Consider the following 19,256-nt stretch of genomic DNA (forward strand, 5'->3'; position numbering starts at 1 on the left):
TTTTTGGATATCATTTTAATCGTTGTCAAAGATGCGGGAGGCCATATTATCCATTTACGGATAATACGGCCTCCCAGTCTGGTTTCTATCGTTTTCTCAAAATCATATTGAGCCAGCGCTCGTCCCCTCTGCCTGGCCGCACGTCAAATGTCACCCACATCTCCTCCACATCATAGACCGATATCCGCTCCAGCAGCCCGGCCATCTTCTCCTCCGTCATATTTGTAAAGTAACGGCCGCTGCGCTCGCCTTCCTCTGTCCCGTACTTGAAGGAGGTGTAAACGATCCCGCGCCGCCTCAGCGCCCGGGCCATTTTCCCAAGCACCACCTCCAGCTCTGCGCAGGGCAGGTGGAGAATGGAGGAGCAGGCCCAGATTCCGTCGTAGCACTCCACCTCGTCCAGATCCTGAAACAACATCCGGCGGACGTTGATCCCGGTATACTCCGACGCGATGCGGACGAACTCAGCGGAGCCGTCCACCGCCTCCACCTGGAATCCCCTGTTCCGGAAATATTTCGTATCCCGCCCCGAGCCGCAGCCGAAATCCAGAATCCACGCGCCCGGTTCCAAATATTGTAAGAAACGCTCCTGGGTCTGTGAGAACTCCACATCCCTCGTGCTGTCCACATACGCCTTCGCGTGTTGATCGTAGTATTGCAGTGTGTCGTCCATTTTCAAAGTCTCCTCCCCGCCTGATTCATGCCGTTTGCTCTGTCCATCATATCATGTTTGAAACGCGCGGGCAACGGGATTTCCCGGGCTGCGGCCGGGCTTGCCGGAAACGAATCCCCCGCGTTTGAAAGCGGGGGATCTGCAAATAAGCGTTTATTATGAGGAGGGCGCGCTGAATGTTACGCCTGTATATAACCAGTCCACACAGATGGAGGTTCTGGCCCCGCCGTTGGAGGCAAAGGTGATGACCTGGCACATGGACCACAGGTTTGTGGCCGGGTCCTGCTGCCGGATCCGCATCCAGTGGATCTCCTGGGACTGGCTGTAAACCACGTCGTCCAGCACCTGGCTGGTGCTAATCCTCGTATTGTTGAGCGTCTGGGACTCGATTGCAGCCGCATCGTAGATGCTGGTCCGGCGGATATCCGCCAACACGGGTGTTGCGGTATCTTTGGCCCTGATAGAGAGGCGGATGGAAGCGGTGTTGCCAAACTGGGCCGTCAGAACCAAGCTGCCCAACGGAACGTTCAAAACGCTCCCCGACTTCGACAGGTCCGCATTGTAAGACTCCGTGTTGGATTTGAGGTTCGGACTCACCACCTCCTGATCCGCGGTCTTAAAACTCAGCTTATAGCTGGTCGGCGTACTCTCCGCCACTGCAATCCCAGGCGCCGGGCCTGTATCCCCCTTCTGCCCCGTGCCTCCCGTAGCACCGGTTACCCCCGCTATTCCCTGGGCTCCGGTCGGACCGGTTATTCCCTGCGGCCCGGTTGGACCGGTTACTCCCTGGGCCCCGGTTGGGCCTGCTACTCCCTGGGCCCCGGTCGGACCGGTTATTCCCTGTGCCCCAGTCGGACCAGTTATCCCTTGCGCCCCGGTGGGGCCGGTTATCCCTTGCGCCCCGGTGGGGCCGGTTATCCCTTGCGCCCCGGTGGGGCCGGTTATCCCCTGCGCCCCAGTCGGACCAATTAATCCTTGCGCCCCGGTGGGGCCGGTTATTCCCCGCTCCCCGGTTGGGCCAGTTACTCCCTGCTCTCCAGTCGAGCCGGTTATTCCCTGTGCCCCAGTCGCCCCGGTTGGGCCGGTTATTCCCTGCGCCCCAGTCGGGCCCGTTATCCCCTGTATCCCAGTCGGGCCGGTTACTCCCCGCTCCCCGGTTGGACCGGGTATTCCCTGTGCCCCAGTCGGGCCGGGTATTCCCTGTGCCCCAGTCGCCCCGGTTGGACCGGGTATTCCCTGCGCCCCAGCCGGGCCCGTTATCCCCTGTACCCCAGTCGGGCCGGTTACTCCCCGCTCCCCGGTTGGACCGGGTATTCCCTGTGCCCCAGTCGGGCCAGTTATTCCCTGCTCCCCAGTCACCCCCGTAGGGCCGGTTATTCCCTGCTCCCCGGTCGCCCCAGTTGCCCCGGTCGGGCCAGTTATTCCCTGCGCCCCAGTTGCCCCGGTCGGGCCGGTTATTCCCTGCTCCCCGGTCGCCCCAGTCGGGCCGGTTATTCCCTGCGCCCCAGTTGCCCCGGCCGGGCCGGTTATTCCCTGCTCCCCAGTCGCCCCCGTAGGGCCAGTTGTTCCCTGCTCCCCAGTTGCCCCGGTCGGGCCAGTTATTCCATGCTCCCCGGTCGCCCCAGTCGGGCCGGTTATCCCCTGCGCCCCAGTTGCCCCCGTCGGGCCGGTTATCCCCTGCTCCCCGGTCGCCCCAGTCGGGCCGGTTATTCCCTGCTCCCCAGTCGCCCCAGTCGCTCCCGGTTCCCCCTGAGGACCAGCGCAGCCTTTTTCTCCCCGAGGCCCCTGGGGGCCGGTCTCCCCTTGAATCCCCTGTTCCCCCATCGGTCCCTGTTCCCCGGCCGGACCGCGCTCACCGGCGTCGCCGATCTCCCCCTGAGGTCCAGCGGGACCAACAGGCCCGGGATCACCTTTCGGTCCCATGGGCCCCTGATCCCCCTGAGGGCCTACCGGCCCGGGGTTGCCGCGCACGCCCTGAGGGCCGATGTCCCCCGGATCACCCTTCGGACCCACGTCGCCGCGCACCCCCTGGAGACCGCGGGGTCCCTGGGGACCGATATCGCCGCGCAGCCCGGGAAAACCCTGACATCCCGCGTTTCCTCTGGGTCCCTGAAGCCCCTGAGGTCCCCGCTCCCCCCTTGGCCCTTGGGGCCCCTGCGGCCCCCGTTCTCCTCTGAGTCCCTGAGGACCTTGTGCCAATACGCTCCCCCCGCCATAGCCATCGCAGCAAGGGCACGTCCTGCCCATATTATTATAATCATAACCGTTCACCGGCATTTCCCTCCTCGTCATACACATTCTATTTAACAATAATGCACCCCAAATATCGCAACTTAGTCAGAACATTTCACTCCGTTCAGAGCCAAATTTCGTGTTTTCTAATTTCCACCTTCATCCCGTTTCCCCATCTGTTTGACAAGCTGGTTCCCCCAAACACTGGTTCCTGCCACCAAAATCCCCTGTGTAAAAGCGGTAAACAGCGACAACGCCGTAGTATTTCTGGTCGCATACACCCAGACGCTGCACCCAGCCACTCCCATAATTCCCAAAACATACGGAATCAGCCAGTCCGGCACCTTGGGCGTACGCTTTAACGCATTTCCGATCAGCCACAGCACGGGCACCAGCACCAGCATTTCCGGCTTAATATATTGCGTAAACTCCATAACTCCACCTCCGCCTCCGGGAACTCCCCCGGATTTTATAGGGATGTACAATACCCTATTCTATGCGGCTTTCCTCCCTCCGGTTCCTCCCCCCGGACGAGACATCTGAACATGCGCCCATTAAAAAAACCCCTGATCTCAATCAAGGGTTTTTCACTGCGGCTAACAGGACTCGAACCTGCACGGTCTCCCAATGGAACCTAAATCCATCGCGTCTGCCAATTCCGCCATAGCCGCATTCACACAAATCTCATTATATCCGAGCAGCCCGCCAATGTCAAGTGCCCGAGGCGCACCTATCCCGGTCTATCCGGTCCCACCGGCCGCGCAGCGCTCCGTTCCCCGCCCGTCTCCACCTGTCCCCGATCTATCCTGCCCATTTTCCTTCCCATCTCTCCCCTCCTCCCCTGTACTCATCCCGTCAACATTATCCATTTACGGATAATACCCTAAACTCCTCTATCCCCCAAACACCCCCATTCCTCCCAACAACACCCCTCAAAAAAACGGCCTCTCCCTCAACCGGAAGACGCCGTATAATTTGTATAAATCTGTGTAGTCGCCGTATCGGAATGCCCCAGCATCGCCTGCACCGCGTGGATATCCGCGCCGCTGCGGATCAGATGTGCGGCAAAGGAATGCCGCAGGGTATGTGGGGTGATATCGGACTTGATTCCGGCCTTCTCGCCGTACTGTTTGATCAATTTCCAGAAACCCTGGCGGCTCATGGCCTGACCGTTGCAGTTGGTAAACAGCCAATCCGAATTTTTGCCCTTCAAAAGCTCCGTCCTGGCCTCCCCCATGTACTGGACCAGGGCCTGACGGGCGTTCTTCCCAAAGGGCACCATCCGCTCCTTGCTGCGGTCCCGGCAGGTAATGTAACCCACCTGCATGTTCACATCCGTCAATTTCAGGCTGATCAGCTCCGACACGCGGATTCCGGTGGCGTAGAGCAGTTCCAGCATCGCCTTGTCCCGAAGCTCCTTGGGTGTTCTGTCTCCGGGCTGGCACAACAGCGCGTTAACCTCATTCACCGTCAGGATTACCGGCGCCTTTTTCTCCACCTTGGGGGCCTTGATAAACTCCGCCGGATCGCGGCGGATTCTCCCCTCCCGCAGTTCATAGTGGAAAAATGCCTTAATGGAAGCCAGCTCCCGCGAAATCGTGGTGGTGGCTTTCCCCTCCTTCTCCAGATACAGTATGTACGAATTCAAGCTGGTCTTGGTCACCTTTTCCGCCTCCGTGATCCCCTTGGCCTCCAGGTAAGCCGCCAGCTGTACCAGATCTCTCTGGTAGGAAATGACCGTATTCTTCGATGCCTTTTTTTCATTCTCAAGGTACTCGATAAAGTATTTTATGTCGGCCGTCATCGCTTTTATCCCCTAACCCCTAACATTCACAAACTACGCATTTACATAGTGCTGACTATCATTATATCCACATTTTTCGATAAAATCAAACACATTTTTCCCACTTTGAGGCCATTTTCCACCTGATTAACATAAAACATACTACATGTTGGAACCCCCCATTTTTTCCTCGCAATATGTTGTAAAATCCCGCGAAAATATTTTTAAAAATTCCATTAAAAAAACGCCGCTCCAATGGCTGCGGCGCCTAAAAATCCCTGTTTTTACTGGCTTTTTCCAATTTCCCCCATATATTCAGAATCCCCTCTCCCGCAGCTCCTTCACCAGACCCACATAAAACTCCACCACGTCAAAGTCCCCATAGTCCTCCCGCTTCAGATCGATAATATCCCCGTGGGAAATTCCCCTGTGCCTGCGGTTGCGCACCACTCCCCGAAATTCGCCCCATTTGGCCGACTCTACGCTGACCAACCCGTCGTTTTCCCCCTCCAGCGGCTTGATCAGCAGGTAAGGCAGTGTGAGCAGCGGATCGCTGAGACAATCCTTCATGGCCGTGGCGTAACTCTGGTAAAATACCCCCGGCGCATCCGGCACCTCCCGGTTGAAGCGCTCGCTGGCCTGTGTGGAAAACTGCCGTGTGGCCCGGTAGAAATCCGGGTGGGCGTCCCCAAACCGCCCGAAGCCCCAGTCGAAAACCCGGGCCACGCCCCGGTACAGCCACTCCGGCAGGCGGCAGGCCCGATCCACAAACCGGCAGCCCCGGTGGGGCGTACACACAGTGGTCAGAGAGGCCACCCAGGGCGCAGCTCCCAGACGGCTGATAGCGTAGCGCGAATCCAGCCCGCCCTTGGAGTGGGCGATCATATTCACCTTGCCGCAGCCGGTCTCCTCGGCCACCCTCTGCACCACCTTTAAAATATCCCCGGCGTTCTGCTCCACCGTGGCGAACGCCTCCTGATTCCCGTAATACACCGTTGCCCCGTAGCGCGTCAATTCCCTGGGAATCCGTCCCCAATAGTTAAAATACCACAGGTCCCGAAAACCGACGCCGTGAACCATCACCAGCGGATACCGGGTGCGGCACAGCTCCGATTCCCTGCGCACCAGGCGCACCGACTCCTTGTAACACTCAAAGTCGTATTCCGCGTGCACCTTGCGCATGGCATAACACAGCACCAGCAGGTTCACTCCCGGGACCCACATCGCCAAAAGCATCAGCGCCCGCATCCCCAGGCGCAGACGCTTGGAGGTGAAAAACATGCGCAGAATACCGTTCCACATCAGAAGGAACAGCAGGACCACCGCGTAAATACAGTTCCCCCACAGCAACAGCCCCGGATGGCTCCCCAACTGCCCGTTCTCCCCCGCCCGCACCAAAAGCGCCTTCAGGCTAGGATAACAAAACCACATTCCCAGGGCCTGGACCGCCATGCCGTAAAGGGCCAGCCGGCACAGATGCCGCCCGCCCTCCATGATCGTCAGGCGGCGGCTGGCGAATTCCTCCCTGGGCCATGGAACAATATTCAGATAAATCCACACCGCCCAGACGCCGGACAGCAGGGCCGCCGTAACCATTGTCCGGAAAATTATCCCGCTGTCCGGCCATAACAGCTGAAAGGCCAGCCAGATGAGAAGCGGACAGTTGACCGCCACCGGTATGTAAAGCGCCCGGATCAAACGCCGCAGATAAACCGGAACCCTCTTCAGTCTCATCATTTTTCCTCTCTAACGTAACAAAAGCAGCGTTCCGGCCACCAGCAGCACCAGCCCCCAAAACGCCCTCCTGCCCAGCCGTTCCCCCAAGAACAGCCGCGAAAACAGGATGGTGACCAGAATACTCAGCTTGTCAATCGGCACCACCACGCTGGCCTGTCCATCCTGAAGCGCCCGGTAATAGCACAGCCAGGAGCCCCCGGTGGCCAGCCCGGACAACACCAGAAACAGGCCATTTTTCCCGTTGATACGCCGGACCTCCCCCTGCTTGCCCTTGACGAACACCAGAAGCCACGCCATCACCAGCACCACGCAGGTGCGGATCGCGGTCCCCAAATTGGACTCCACGCCCTGAATTCCAATTTTCCCCAGAATAGCCGTCAAGCTGGCGAACACCGCGGACAGCAGGGCGCAGGCCATCCAGCCCCGTTCTGCGCTGTCCGCTCCCCCCTCCTGCCTGTGAATCATAAGCAGCGTGCCCGCGCCGATTAGAATCATGCAGACGACCTTTAACAGAGAAAGCGTCTCCCCCAGAATGAGAAACGCCAGCAGCATGGTCAGAACCGTGCTGGACTTGTCGATGGGAGCCACCTTATTCACATTTCCCAGCTGCAGCGCCCGGAAATAGAACAGCCAGGAAGCGCCGGTGGCCAGCCCGGACAACACCAGAAACAAAAACGTTCTGCCGCTTATCTCCCCTATGGTCCCGATGGAACCGGTCAGAAACACCATTATCCAGGAAAAGACCAGCACCACTCCAGTACGCACCGCGGTCCCCACATCCGAATCCATGTCCTGCATGCCGATTTTCGACAGAACCGCCGTAATCCCCGCAAACAGTGCTGAGCCAAACGCAAACATTACCCACATTTGCCATTTCCTCCTTTGTACCAGTCACCGGCCCGCGCGCCCCTCTTAAAACCAGAGGCCGTACAGCGCCGGGCTGGCGTAAACTTCCAAAAACGTGCCCAAGGCCCCCACTAAAAGCAGCAGCCCGAAGGGCGCCAGGCGTATTTTCTTTTCCTGCTTTCCCGCCCACATGGCCAGAACGGCCCAGGCCAGGGCGTAGCAGACCCCCTGGGGCGCCATGCTGCACAGAAAGGCGGGCAGCCCCAAAAGCCCCTTCTGGCTGGTCAGCACGGACATGACCACGGCCACGGTCACGCCGCCCCAGACCGCCGCCAGGCCGAACAGCACCGCGCTGTACACCGTCAGCCCCATAAGCCAGCCCACCGCCAGCTGGGCGAACCGCAGGCGCAGGACCTGCCAGAAAAGGGCCTGTCTGACCGCCCCGTCCACGGACGAGCCCGGTCCCATCCCTCCCAGCACCTGGGCCTTCACCGTCTGACCGCCAAAAAAATGGGCTGCCGCTGTTCCCCCGACAACGCCGAGAATAAAACAGACGAGCAGCCAATCCTGATAGTTTAAACTTCGCATTTCCATTCTAAGTCGCCGCAATTTCACAGACAGCCACCGCCAGTCTCAGCTTGTTTACCACAGTCTATGCCGCCCGTCCGGCGATTATGTCAGGAAAGGGCCTCGTCCCGCTTGTCCGTGGAGCGGTACTTCCTGGCGTAGGCCATGATCGCGGCGATGGTCTTTCCGTCGGTGATGGTGCCGCTGTAGATCAGGTCCTCCAAATCTTTAAGCTCCCACGCCTCCACATTGATCACCTCGTCCTCATCCAAATGCTGCTTGGACGGAATCAGGTGATGGGCCACGAAAATGTCTATGGCCTCATCGCAGAACGCCACGGTGGTGTTCAGGCTCATCAGATACTCCAGCTTGCCCTGGCTCTCCACCCGGTACCCGGTTTCCTCCTCCAGCTCCCGGTAAGCGCACTCCACCTTCGGCTCGTCCGGTTCATCCAGCTTTCCGGCCGGAATCTCCAGCGTGAAACGGTCCAGCGCATTGCGGTACTGCCGCACCATCAGAATTTTCCCGTCGTCCGTCACTGGCAGCACCGCCGCCGCCCCGTCGTGGTGAATATAGTCCCAATGTGCCTCGTGGCCGTTGGCCACCACCGTGTCCTCATAAATCTTCAGGATATTCCCCTGGTATTTCAACTGCCGGTCCAGACGCACCACCGGCAGTTTCTCCTGCTCACTCTTGTCACCCATGATCCTCGTTCCCTCTTTCTCAAAACTTTTATAATACAGCCGTCTGGGCCCTCCGGCTCATCCCGCGCAGCCGCCCGCGGCCCTCCGGCTCATCTCACGCAGCCCTCCTACTGAATCTCCGTACTCTTCTTATAACAAGCGTCGCAGGCCCGGATCACCGCGCTGCGGAATCCCGCCTCCTCCAGCGCGGAAACGCCCTGGATCGTGGTGCCGCCCGGGGAGCAGACCTCGTCCTTCAGCTGCTCCGGGTGTTTGCCCGTCTCCAGCACCATTTTCGCGCTCCCTAGAACCGCCTGAGCGGCCATCTGACAGGCCGCGGCCCTGGGCAGGCCGTATTTCACGGCTCCGTCGGCCAAAGCCTCTATAAACATGTACACGAAGGCAGGCGAGCTTCCGCTGACGCAGCCCACCGCGTCCATCAGGCGTTCCTCCACCAGCTGGAGCTTTCCAAAGGAGGTGAACAGGGTTTCCAGCTCCCGCTTCTCCTCCTCCGTGAACAGCCCGCCGTCGTAGCTGACGCCGGTCATTCCCTCGCCCAGCAGGGCCGGGGTATTGGGCATCGCCCGCACGAACCGCAGATTACTCCCAAGCCGCTGCCGGTAGGACTCGATGGTCAGGCCGGGGGCCAGGGAAATGATCACCTGATCAGGCCTTAACACCTCCTTGATATCCGCAAACACCGCGTCAAAATACTGGGGCTTCACCGCCAGCAAAAGATACTTCACCTGGGCCGCGCAGTCCGCGTTTGAGGCCGCGTGGGGCACGCCGGTCTGTTCGGTCACCCGCTCCATCTTTTCCCTGTGGGCGGACGAAAACACCATGTCCGCGGGCTCATAAATCTTCAGCAGCCCCTTCAGAATCGCGAACCCCATATTCCCCATTCCAATAAAACCAATCTTAGCCATCCTTATGCCTCTTTTCCCGCGGCCGCAATCCTGATTCGCAGCCGCCTTCACTCAATAATTCTTTAAAATATCACAGAAATCAAAGGTCACAAAGTAATCCTTCGGAGTCTCCGCCCTGCGGATCATCTGCACGGAGCCGTCCTCCTTCAGCAGAAGCTCCGCCGATTTCAGTTTTCCGTTGTAATTGTAGCCCATGGCGAACCCGTGGGCGCCGGTGTCGTGGATCACTAACAGATCCCCCTTGTCCACCTTCGGCAGCATCCGGTCGATGGCGAACTTGTCGTTGTTCTCGCACAGGGAACCGACCACGTCGTACATATGGTCGCAGGGCAGGTCCTCCTTGCCCATCACCGTGACGTGATGGTAAGCGCCGTACATGGCGGGCCGCATCAGGTTCACCGCGCAGGCGTCCACGCCCACGTACTCCTTGTAGGTGTGTTTCTCATGGATCGCCCTGGTCACCAGACAGCCGTAGGGCCCCAGCATAAAGCGGCCCAGCTCCGTGCACAGCGCCACGTCGCCCATACCTGCGGGCACCAGCACGTCCTGGTAAGCGTTCCGCACGCCCTCCCCGATCACCAGGATATCGTTTGGCTCCTGGTCGGGGCGGTAGGGGATGCCGATGCCGCCGGACAGGTTGATAAAGGCGACGCACGCCCCGGTCTCCTCCTTCAGCTTCACCGCCAGCTCAAAAAGCTGTCTGGCTAACAGCGGATAATACTCATTGGTCACCGTGTTGGAGGCCAGGAACGCGTGGATGCCGAACCGCTTCGCGCCCTTGGCCTTTAAAATCTTAAACGCCTCAAAAATCTGCTCCGTGGTCATCCCGTACTTGGAGTCACCGGGGTTGTCCATAATATCGTTGCTGATCTTGAACACGCCGCCGGGATTAAACCGGCAGCTGATGGTCTCCGGGATATACCCCAGCGTGTCCTCCAGAAACTGGATATGGGTGAAATCATCCAGGTTGATAATCGCGCCCAGTTTGGCCGCGTAGGCAAACTCCTCCGGCGGCGTGTCGTTGGAGGAAAACATAATCTCCTCCCCGGAAAATCCGCAGGCCTCGGACATCATAAGCTCCGTCATGGAAGAGCAGTCCGTGCCGCAGCCACACTCCTTTAAGAGCTGCAAAATAAACGGATTGGGCGTGGCCTTCACCGCAAAATACTCTTTAAACCCCTTATTCCATGCAAACGCCTGCTTCAGCTTCATGGCGTTCTCGCGGATTCCCTTCTCGTCGTACAGGTGAAAGGGGGTGGGGTAATCTTTTACAATTTCTTCCAGTTTCTCCAGTATCACAAATGGCTTTTTATCCATCCTGCGTATTCTCCCTTCTATGGCCATACTTCCGCCCGGCCGCCTCTGCCGCCGGCGCGTCCGCACTCCGCCGCTCTCCGTAAACGTGCGCAGCGGGCGGACATGTAAAAAAGTCCGCCCGGACTACCACGGCGCTTTTGCACCATTGTACTCCAGGACGGACTCCTTTGTCCAGTCATTCTTGCGTATTCATGAATCCAAACATCATTCCACGTTCAGCACGCGCATGATATTGGTCTGGGTCGCGGCCTCATGCCGTCTAGCGTAGGTCACAACGCCCGCGGTGATCACCACCAGGTCGCCCAGCTCCAGCATCTTCCGGTTCTTCAGCTCCTCCATGGAATTCTCGATCAGCTCATCTGTGGAATCCGCGCGGCGGGACCAAACCGGAACCACACCCCACTGAATCTGCATCTGGCGCACCGTGGCCATGCTGGGGGACATGCCGATGATCTGGGCGCTGGGTCTCCATTTGCTCAGCATCAGGGTGGTAAAGCCGGTGATGCTGGGGGCGATGATCGCCTGAGCGCCCAGGTCGTGGGCCGTGGAAACAGAAGCGAAGCAGACTGCGTTGGAAATGTTCTGGGTGTTGGTCTTGGAGACCTTGCGGCGGCGGTACGCCTCATAGTCCAGGTGGGACTCGGAATCCTCCACGATGGTGGCCATCATCTTTAAGGCCTCCACCGGATACTTGCCCATGGCCGTCTCGCCGGAAAGCATCACGGCGTCCGTGCCGTCGTAAACCGCGTTGGCCACGTCCGTCACCTCCGCTCGGGTGGGTCTGGGGTTGCGGATCATGGAATCCAGCATCTGGGTGGCCGTGATCACAGACTTGCACTGCTCGTTACACTTGCGGATAATCATTTTCTGAATATAGGGAACCTTTTCGGCCGGAATCTCCACGCCCATGTCGCCCCGGGCCACCATGATGCCGTCGCTGGCCTCAATGATCGCATCCAGATTCTCGATGCCCTCCGCGTTCTCGATCTTGGCGATCACCTTCATGCTGGAGCCGTGGGCTTCCAGAATCTCCTTGATCTCGCGGATGCAGTCCGCGGTGCGGACAAAGGAGGCCGCGATAAAATCAAAGCCCTGCTTGACGCCGAACACGATATCCTCTTTATCCTTGTCGGTCAGCGCCGGAAGCTTGATCTTGACGTTGGGCACGTTCACGCCCTTCTTCTCGCCCAGCTCGCCGCCGTTGGCCACCTTGCAGACGATGTCCGTTCCCTTCACTTCCACCACATCCAGCTCGATCAGGCCGTCGTCGATCAGGATCTTGTTGCCCGCGGAAACGTCCTCGTTCAGTCCGCTGTAATTGATGTGGCCGATGTGGTCGTCGCCCACCACCTCGCGGGTGGTCAGGGTGAAGGTCTGGCCGTCCTTCAGCGTAACCTTCTTACCGTCCTTTAAAAGTCCGGTGCGGATCTCCGGCCCCTTGGTGTCCAGCAGGGCGGCCACCGGGATATCCAGCTCCTTGCGCACCTCTTTTAACAGCTCCAGCCGTTCCATGTGCTCGTTGTAATCCCCGTGGGAAAAATTGAAACGGGCCACGTTCATGCCGTTTTTCGCCAGTTCCATCATAATATTCTTGTCATTGGTGTTAGGACCCATGGTGCAGATAATTTTAGTCTTTTTCATTCCTTGTCAATCCTCCATAACTGAAAAGTTTGTGCGCGCCCGGTCACTGCTGTTCCTGATCGGACTTCTTGATGTGTTTGTGGGTGTACAGATGATCCATACAATATTCATAGCTGCCCTCGCATTTGGAGCAGTAACGGAATTCCATCCCCGGACTGTCCTCGTCCGTGCGCCCGCAGACCGCGCAGACATGGCGCGTGCGGCTCTTGGGCCGGATCTGGGCGCGGAACTCCTGCTTGCGCTTGATCTCCCTGGGGCTTATGCGCCGGTAATCCCGGGTCATCACAAAGAAAATAATAAAGTTGGCCAGGGACAGCAGAATCTCCAGCCGCGTTCCCAGGTTGTGGGACGTGACAAACAGCAGCAGAAATCCGGCCCCCTCAAAGATGGCCAGCCATTTTGCCCGGATCGCAATCACAAAATAAAGGTAAAAATACTCGTTGGGAAACGTCACCGCATAGGCCAGAAAAACGGACGCGTTGAGAAACGTGGTGGTCAGATGGGGGCTGTGGCCCGTCACAAAATAAACCGCCAGCTCCGCGATAATATGTCCCAGGATCCCCATAAACACGTACACGTTGAAGCGGAACGCGCCCCACACCCGCTCCAGGGACGATCCCAGGGAATAATACATGAGCAGCAGCAGTAAAATCCAGATAAAGCTGGTGGTGGGCGGGAAAATCATAAAGGTCACCAGCCGCCAGACCTGACCGTGCAGAATCGACGGCGCATCCAGCATCAGATAATAGTAATACAGCTCCGGGGCGAACTTTAAAATCACAAATCCCACCACATACAGCATGATAATGTAGTACATCAGATTGTGAATCGCATAACGCCCGAATTTTCGTTCCATTTTCTGAAAAAATTTCATGTTCTCATCCTTTTGTCATATTGGATCCCTGTGGTCAGAAAAGATCCTTTTTGTTGAAAATAAACGCCACGATCAGGGACAGCAGCAGGGCTAAAACCAGCACGATCCCAAACCCGTAGGGACTGTCCGCAAAGGGCATGCCGTGGGAATTCACGTTCATGCCGTAGAAGCTGGCCACCATGGTGGGAATGGACATGACGATGGTCACCGTAGCCAGGAACTTCATCACGATATTTAAGTTGTTGGAGATAACCGAGGCAAAGGCGTCCATGGTGCCGCTGAGGATGCCGCTGTAAATATTCGCCATCTCGATGGCCTGCTTGTTCTCGATGATAACGTCCTCCAAAAGGTCCGTGTCCTCGGGATACTTCTTCACCTTTTCCGTCCGAAGCAGCTTTTCCAGCACCACCTCGTTGGACCGCAGGGAGGTGGTAAAATACACCAGGGACTTTTCCAGCTCCAACAGCTCGATCAGCTCCGAGTTCTTCTGGGACTGGTGCAGCTTGCGCTCGATCACCTCGCTCTTCTTGTCGATGATCCGCAGGTACTGCAGGTACTGAGTGGCGTTTTTATACAGAATTTGTAAAATGAATCTGGTTTTCATGAATGTGTGGAAATCCCGGACCCTCCCGTCCATAAAGGACGTCAAAACCGGCGTCTCCTCCAGGCAGACCGTGATCAGAACTTCGTTGGTGGTGATAATACCCATGGGGATCGTCACAAACCAGTCCTTGCCGCTTCGCTCCTCGATGGACGGGATGTCCACCAGGATCAGGGTGTAGCTATCCTCCACCTCGATTCGGGAGCGCTCCTCCTCATCCAGAGGGGCCTTGATGTGATCCGGATCAATCTGGTACATGTCCGCAATATCCATGATCTCCGAGGCCGTCGGGTTGGTCATCGCGATCCAGCTGCCCGGCTGAAGCTCATCCTTCTCATGCATTATTCCATCTTCTGTCTTAAAAATACGAATCATGCGAACTCTCCCCCCATTATGAAATATACGTTCTCATTATAGTGACTGCACCATTGTTTGTCAAACAAAAATCCGACGTTTTTTTGCAAACCTGCACAATTTTTACCGTTCATTTACAATATTTTAACGCTGCCTCCCGATTGTATTCCTACCTATTTTATGTTAAACTTTAGGATGAATGCGCCGGAATCCCGAATTTACGTTCTTTTCCCACAAGAATGTACCCGAGGTGTCCGGCTACGAAGGAGGTTTGGTTAATTCCACCATTATGAATTCTTTACATACATCCCCCACATTGGGAATCGACATCGGTTCCACTACAGTAAAAGTGGCTCTGCTGGATGCAGAGCATAATATATTATTTTCCGATTATGAACGCCATTATGCCAATATCCAGGAAACTTTAGCGGAACTTCTGCGAAAAGCCCGGGAAAAGGCCGGCCCCATGGAGGTTGTCTCCGTGATCACGGGTTCCGGCGGACTGGCGCTCTCCCATCATTTGCAGGTACCCTTCGTCCAGGAAGTGGTGGCCGTGGCCTCCGCGCTTCAGGACTACGCGCCCCAGACCGATGTGGCCATCGAGCTGGGCGGCGAGGACGCCAAGATCATCTACTTCTCCGGCGGCATCGACCAGCGCATGAACGGAATCTGCGCGGGCGGCACGGGATCCTTTATCGACCAGATGGCTTCCCTGCTCCAGACGGACGCGGCGGGCCTGAACGATTATGCCAGACATTACAAGGCCATCTACCCCATTGCAGCCCGGTGCGGCGTATTCGCCAAATCGGACATCCAGCCGCTCATCAACGAGGGCGCCACCCGAGAGGATCTGTCGGCCTCCATTTTCCAGGCGGTGGTCAACCAGACAATCAGCGGCCTGGCCTGCGGCAAACCCATTCGGGGCAATGTTGCCTTCCTTGGCGGCCCCTTACATTTCCTCCCCGAGCTGCGGAACGCATTTATCCGCACCCTGCACCTGACCGGCAGCCAGATCATTGCTCCGGATAACTCCCATCTGTTCGCCGCCATCGGCGCGGCCTTAAATCCCCAGGAAGGACAAACGTCTTCATCCCTGCTCTCCATGATAGAGCGGCTTTCTTCCGGAATCAAAATGGATTTTGAGGTCAAGCGCATGGAGCCCCTGTTCCGGGACCAGGCGGACTACGATGAATTTGACCGACGCCACGCCGGTCATCAGGTCAAAACCGGGGACCTTGCCCGCTACAGCGGCAACTGCTACCTGGGAATCGACGCCGGTTCCACCACCACCAAGGTGGCGCTGGTGGGCGAAAGCGGCGAGCTGCTCTACCGTTTTTACGACAACAACAACGGAAGCCCCCTGGCCACGGCCATCCGGGCCATGTCGGAAATCCGCGAAATTCTGCCCTCCACCGCGCACATCGCCTGGTCCTGCTCCACCGGCTACGGCGAGGCGCTGTTAAAATCCGCGCTGATGCTGGACGAGGGCGAGGTGGAGACCATCTCCCACTACTACGCGGCGGCATTTTTCGAGCCGGACGTGGACTGCATCCTGGATATCGGCGGACAGGACATGAAATGCATCAAGATCAAGGACGGCACCGTGGACAGCGTGCAGTTAAACGAAGCCTGCTCCTCCGGCTGCGGTTCCTTTATTGAGACTTTTGCCAAGAGCCTTAACTACAGCGTGGAGGACTTCGCAAAAGAAGCCCTGTTCGCGGAGAACCCCACGGATCTGGGCACCCGCTGCACCGTGTTCATGAACTCCAACGTCAAGCAGGCCCAGAAAGAGGGCGCCACCGTGGCGGATATCTCCGCGGGCCTGGCCTACTCCGTGATCAAAAACGCATTATTTAAGGTAATCAAAATCACGCGCCCCTCGGATTTGGGCCGCCACGTGGTGGTTCAGGGCGGAACCTTTTACAACGACGCCGTGCTGCGCAGCTTCGAGAAAATCTCCGGCTGTGAGGCCGTGCGCCCCGACATTGCCGGCATCATGGGCGCCTTCGGCGCGGCGCTGATCGCCAGGGAGCGCTGGCACATGCAGCCCGCGGACAGCGGCAGGGAGACCTCCATGCTGCCGCTTGATAAAATCACCAGCCTGAAATACACCACCTCCATGACCCGGTGCAAGGGCTGCAACAACCACTGTGTGCTGACCATCAACCAGTTCGGCAGCGGCCGCCGCTTTATCTCCGGCAACCGCTGTGAGCGGGGTCTGGGAATCGAAAAGTCCAAAAAGGAGATCCCCAACCTGTTCGACTACAAGTACCACCGGATGTTCGGCTACACGCCCCTGCCCCTGGACAAGGCGCACCGCGGCGTGGTGGGAATCCCCAGAGTGTTGAACATGTACGAGAACTTCCCGTTCTGGGCGGTGTTTTTCGAGCGCCTTGGATACCACGTGACCCTGTCGCCCCAGTCCACCCGCCAGCTCTACGAGCTGGGCATCGAGTCCATCCCCAGCGAGTCCGAGTGCTACCCGGCCAAGCTGGTCCACGGGCACATCAGCTGGCTGATCAAGCAGGGCGTGAAATTCATTTTCTACCCCTGCATCCCCTACGAGCGCAACGAGACGCCGGATGCGGGCAACCACTACAACTGCCCCATGGTCACCTCCTACGCGGAAAACATCAAAAACAACGTGGAAGAACTGGCCGAGGAGCACGTGAACTTCATGAATCCCTTCATGGCCTTCACCAACGAGGAAATCCTCACCAAGGCGCTGGTGGCGGAATTCGCAAACGCATTCGACATCCCGGCAGCCGAGGTGCGCATGGCCGCACATGCCGGCTGGGAGGAGCTTTTGCAGTCCCGCCGGGACATGGAGGCAAAGGGCGAGGAGGTACTGGACTGGCTGAAGCAGACCGGCAAGCGCGGCATCGTGCTGGCAGGCCGCCCCTACCACGTGGACCCGGAGATCCACCACGGAATTCCGGAGCTGATCACCTCCTACGGCTTTGCCGTGCTGACCGAGGACTCGGTCTCCCACCTGGGCAAGGTGGAACGGCCTCTGGTGGTCACCGACCAGTGGATGTACCACTCCCGGCTGTATGCGGCGGCCAGCTTTGTCAAGACCCAGGAGAATCTGGACCTGATTCAGTTAAACAGCTTTGGCTGCGGCCTGGACGCCGTGACCACGGACCAGGTATCCGATATTCTCACCCGCTCCGGCAAAATCTACACCGTGCTGAAGATCGATGAGGTCAACAACCTGGGCGCGGCCCGCATCCGCATCCGTTCCCTGATCGCCGCTCTCCGCGTGCGGGACCAACGGAATTTTGAGCGCAAGGTCGTCTCCAGTGCTTACCACCGGGCGGTATTCACCAAGGAAATGAAGAAGGACTACACCCTTCTCTGCCCCCAGATGTCGCCCATCCATTTCGACCTGATCGAGCCGGCCATCCGCTCCTTCGGCTACAAAATCGAGGTATTACAGAACCACAACCGCTCCGCGGTGGACGTGGGGCTTCAGTACGTGAACAACGACGCCTGCTACCCCTCCCTGATCGTCATCGGACAGATCATGGACGCCCTGCTCTCCGGCCGTTACGACTTAAACCACACGGCCGTGTTCATGAGCCAGACCGGCGGCGGCTGCCGTGCGTCCAACTACATCGGCTTCATCCGCCGCGCCCTTGAGAAGGCGGGCATGCCCCAGATCCCCGTGATCTCAGTCAACGCCAACGGCATGGAGACCAACCCCGGCTTCACCATCACCCTGCCCCTGCTGACCAAGGCCATGCAGGGCGTGGTCTACGGCGACATCTTCATGCGGGTGCTCTACGCCACCCGCCCCTATGAGGCGGAACCCGGCAGCGCCAACGCACTGCACGAGAAATGGAAGAAGCGCTGCGTGGCTTCGCTGTCCAAGCGCAGCTCGTCCATGATGGAATTCGGCCGGAATATTCGGGGAATCATCCGGGACTTCGACGCATTGCCCCTCAAAGACGTCAGAAAGCCCCGTGTGGGCATTGTAGGAGAGATCCTGGTGAAATTCTCGCCTCTGGCAAACAACCACATTGTGGAGCTTTTAGAGAGCGAGGGGGCCGAGGCCGTGATGCCGGACCTGATGGATTTCCTGCTGTACTGCTTCTACAACAGCAATTTCAAATCCAAGCACCTGGGCACCAAAAAGTCCACCACCTACCTGTGCAACGCGGGAATCGCCCTGCTGGAATACTTCCGCCGGACCGCCCGCAAGGAGCTGGAGGCCAGCAAGCACTTCACGCCCCCTGCCGCCATCGACGAGCTGGCCCGCATGGCCCAGGGGTTCGTCTCCCTGGGCAACCAGACCGGCGAGGGCTGGTTCCTCACCGGCGAGATGCTGGAGCTGATTCACAGCGGCGTGGAGAACATCATCTGCACCCAGCCCTTCGGCTGCCTGCCCAACCACATCGTAGGCAAGGGCGTAATCAAGGAACTGCGCCGCCACTACCCGCAGTCCAACATCATCGCCGTAGACTACGACCCCGGTGCCAGCGAAGTCAACCAGCTGAACCGCATCAAGCTCATGCTGGCAACTGCGCAGAAGAATTTGAAGAAGGGGACAAATTAGGAATAATTGGAATTAAAAGAATATATATAATAGGAAGAAAGCCCGCTGGGCTCCGGAGGTAATTTGGAGTCTGGCGGGCTTTGGGGTTTGTTGGGGTGGGTAAATCTGCACGCCTCCATAAGGCGTGACAACCCGAAACGAAGGATATCTTTCGAATGCTGTATTTCAATCCACACGCCTCCATAAGGCGTGACTGCGCTGGAAGCATTGTATAATACATCCAGGGTATTTCAATCCACACGCCTCCATAAGGCGTGACCTTTCGAAAAGCTGATCTGGGAATTAATTGTTTAATTTCAATCCACACGCCTCCATAAGGCGTGACGCGATCAAGGGGGAGGGAGAGTTTGCCCCTGGAGAATTTCAATCCACACGCCTCCATAAGGCGTGACGTGTTACGTGCTCAATATAAGTTTTCTGTCGTACATTTCAATCCACACGCCTCCATAAGGCGTGACATCAAA

At 57.9% G+C, this 19,256-nt stretch carries 14 protein-coding genes, 1 tRNA gene and 1 CRISPR repeat array; of the genes, 1 reads left to right on the forward strand and 14 read right to left on the reverse strand.

Features of this window, described 5'->3' with window-relative positions; genetic code table 11:
• Window positions 1-85 precede the first annotated feature (85 nt).
• The 14 genes from ACK2JC_RS08660 to ACK2JC_RS08725 form a co-directional block, all read right to left on the reverse strand.
• The gene (locus tag ACK2JC_RS08660) at window positions 86-673 is read right to left on the reverse strand and encodes a class I SAM-dependent methyltransferase (protein WP_320936385.1); all 588 of its coding nucleotides are present in this window, start codon (window positions 671-673) and stop codon (window positions 86-88) included.
• Between the two features lie 156 nt (window positions 674-829).
• On the reverse strand, window positions 830-1,330 hold the full coding sequence (locus tag ACK2JC_RS08665) for a hypothetical protein (RefSeq protein WP_411338475.1): 501 nt from the start codon (window positions 1,328-1,330) through the stop codon (window positions 830-832).
• Window positions 1,331-3,051: 1,721 nt separating this feature from the next.
• Window positions 3,052-3,339, reverse strand: a complete 288-nt coding sequence (locus tag ACK2JC_RS08670; RefSeq protein WP_320936383.1) for a phage holin family protein — start codon at window positions 3,337-3,339, stop codon at window positions 3,052-3,054.
• 157 nt (window positions 3,340-3,496) lie between these two features.
• Window positions 3,497-3,576 (reverse strand) — tRNA-Leu (locus tag ACK2JC_RS08675).
• Window positions 3,577-3,857: 281 nt separating this feature from the next.
• Complete coding sequence (gene xerD, locus ACK2JC_RS08680) at window positions 3,858-4,709, reverse strand: site-specific tyrosine recombinase XerD (RefSeq protein ID WP_118756896.1); 852 nt, start codon at window positions 4,707-4,709, stop codon at window positions 3,858-3,860.
• A 294-nt stretch (window positions 4,710-5,003) separates the two neighbouring features.
• Window positions 5,004-6,425: a triacylglycerol lipase gene (locus ACK2JC_RS08685; RefSeq protein ID WP_320936539.1), complete on the reverse strand. Its 1,422-nt coding sequence runs from the start codon at window positions 6,423-6,425 to the stop codon at window positions 5,004-5,006.
• A 9-nt stretch (window positions 6,426-6,434) separates the two neighbouring features.
• Window positions 6,435-7,292 (reverse strand): EamA family transporter, encoded by an 858-nt coding sequence (locus ACK2JC_RS08690; RefSeq protein WP_276855822.1) that lies wholly within the window; start codon window positions 7,290-7,292, stop codon window positions 6,435-6,437.
• Between the two features lie 45 nt (window positions 7,293-7,337).
• Complete coding sequence (locus ACK2JC_RS08695) at window positions 7,338-7,865, reverse strand: hypothetical protein (RefSeq protein WP_007708879.1); 528 nt, start codon at window positions 7,863-7,865, stop codon at window positions 7,338-7,340.
• A gap of 83 nt (window positions 7,866-7,948) precedes the next feature.
• Window positions 7,949-8,542, reverse strand: a complete 594-nt coding sequence (locus tag ACK2JC_RS08700; protein ID WP_227170610.1) for an NUDIX hydrolase — start codon at window positions 8,540-8,542, stop codon at window positions 7,949-7,951.
• Window positions 8,543-8,649: 107 nt separating this feature from the next.
• The gene (gene proC / locus ACK2JC_RS08705; RefSeq protein ID WP_092371763.1) at window positions 8,650-9,447 is read right to left on the reverse strand and encodes a pyrroline-5-carboxylate reductase; all 798 of its coding nucleotides are present in this window, start codon (window positions 9,445-9,447) and stop codon (window positions 8,650-8,652) included.
• A 51-nt stretch (window positions 9,448-9,498) separates the two neighbouring features.
• Window positions 9,499-10,764: a diaminopimelate decarboxylase gene (locus ACK2JC_RS08710; protein WP_320936537.1), complete on the reverse strand. Its 1,266-nt coding sequence runs from the start codon at window positions 10,762-10,764 to the stop codon at window positions 9,499-9,501.
• A 204-nt stretch (window positions 10,765-10,968) separates the two neighbouring features.
• Complete coding sequence (pyk, locus tag ACK2JC_RS08715) at window positions 10,969-12,405, reverse strand: pyruvate kinase (protein ID WP_092371767.1); 1,437 nt, start codon at window positions 12,403-12,405, stop codon at window positions 10,969-10,971.
• Window positions 12,406-12,448: 43 nt separating this feature from the next.
• Complete coding sequence (locus ACK2JC_RS08720; protein WP_276953993.1) at window positions 12,449-13,279, reverse strand: hypothetical protein; 831 nt, start codon at window positions 13,277-13,279, stop codon at window positions 12,449-12,451.
• Window positions 13,280-13,313: 34 nt separating this feature from the next.
• Window positions 13,314-14,255: a magnesium transporter CorA family protein gene (locus tag ACK2JC_RS08725; RefSeq protein ID WP_092371769.1), complete on the reverse strand. Its 942-nt coding sequence runs from the start codon at window positions 14,253-14,255 to the stop codon at window positions 13,314-13,316.
• 268 nt (window positions 14,256-14,523) lie between these two features.
• On the opposite strand from ACK2JC_RS08725, the gene ACK2JC_RS08730 reads away from it, so the two are divergent.
• Window positions 14,524-18,792: an acyl-CoA dehydratase activase-related protein gene (locus ACK2JC_RS08730; protein WP_320937886.1), complete on the forward strand. Its 4,269-nt coding sequence runs from the start codon at window positions 14,524-14,526 to the stop codon at window positions 18,790-18,792.
• Between the two features lie 97 nt (window positions 18,793-18,889).
• Window positions 18,890-19,250: direct repeats of the CRISPR family, unit length 32 nt; unit sequence ATTTCAATCCACACGCCTCCATAAGGCGTGAC.
• The last annotated feature ends 6 nt before the right edge of the window (window positions 19,251-19,256 follow it).

Origin of the sequence: Enterocloster lavalensis, from assembly GCF_046603895.1 — a bacterium.
Taxonomy (GTDB): Bacteria; Bacillota; Clostridia; order Lachnospirales; family Lachnospiraceae; genus Enterocloster; species Enterocloster lavalensis.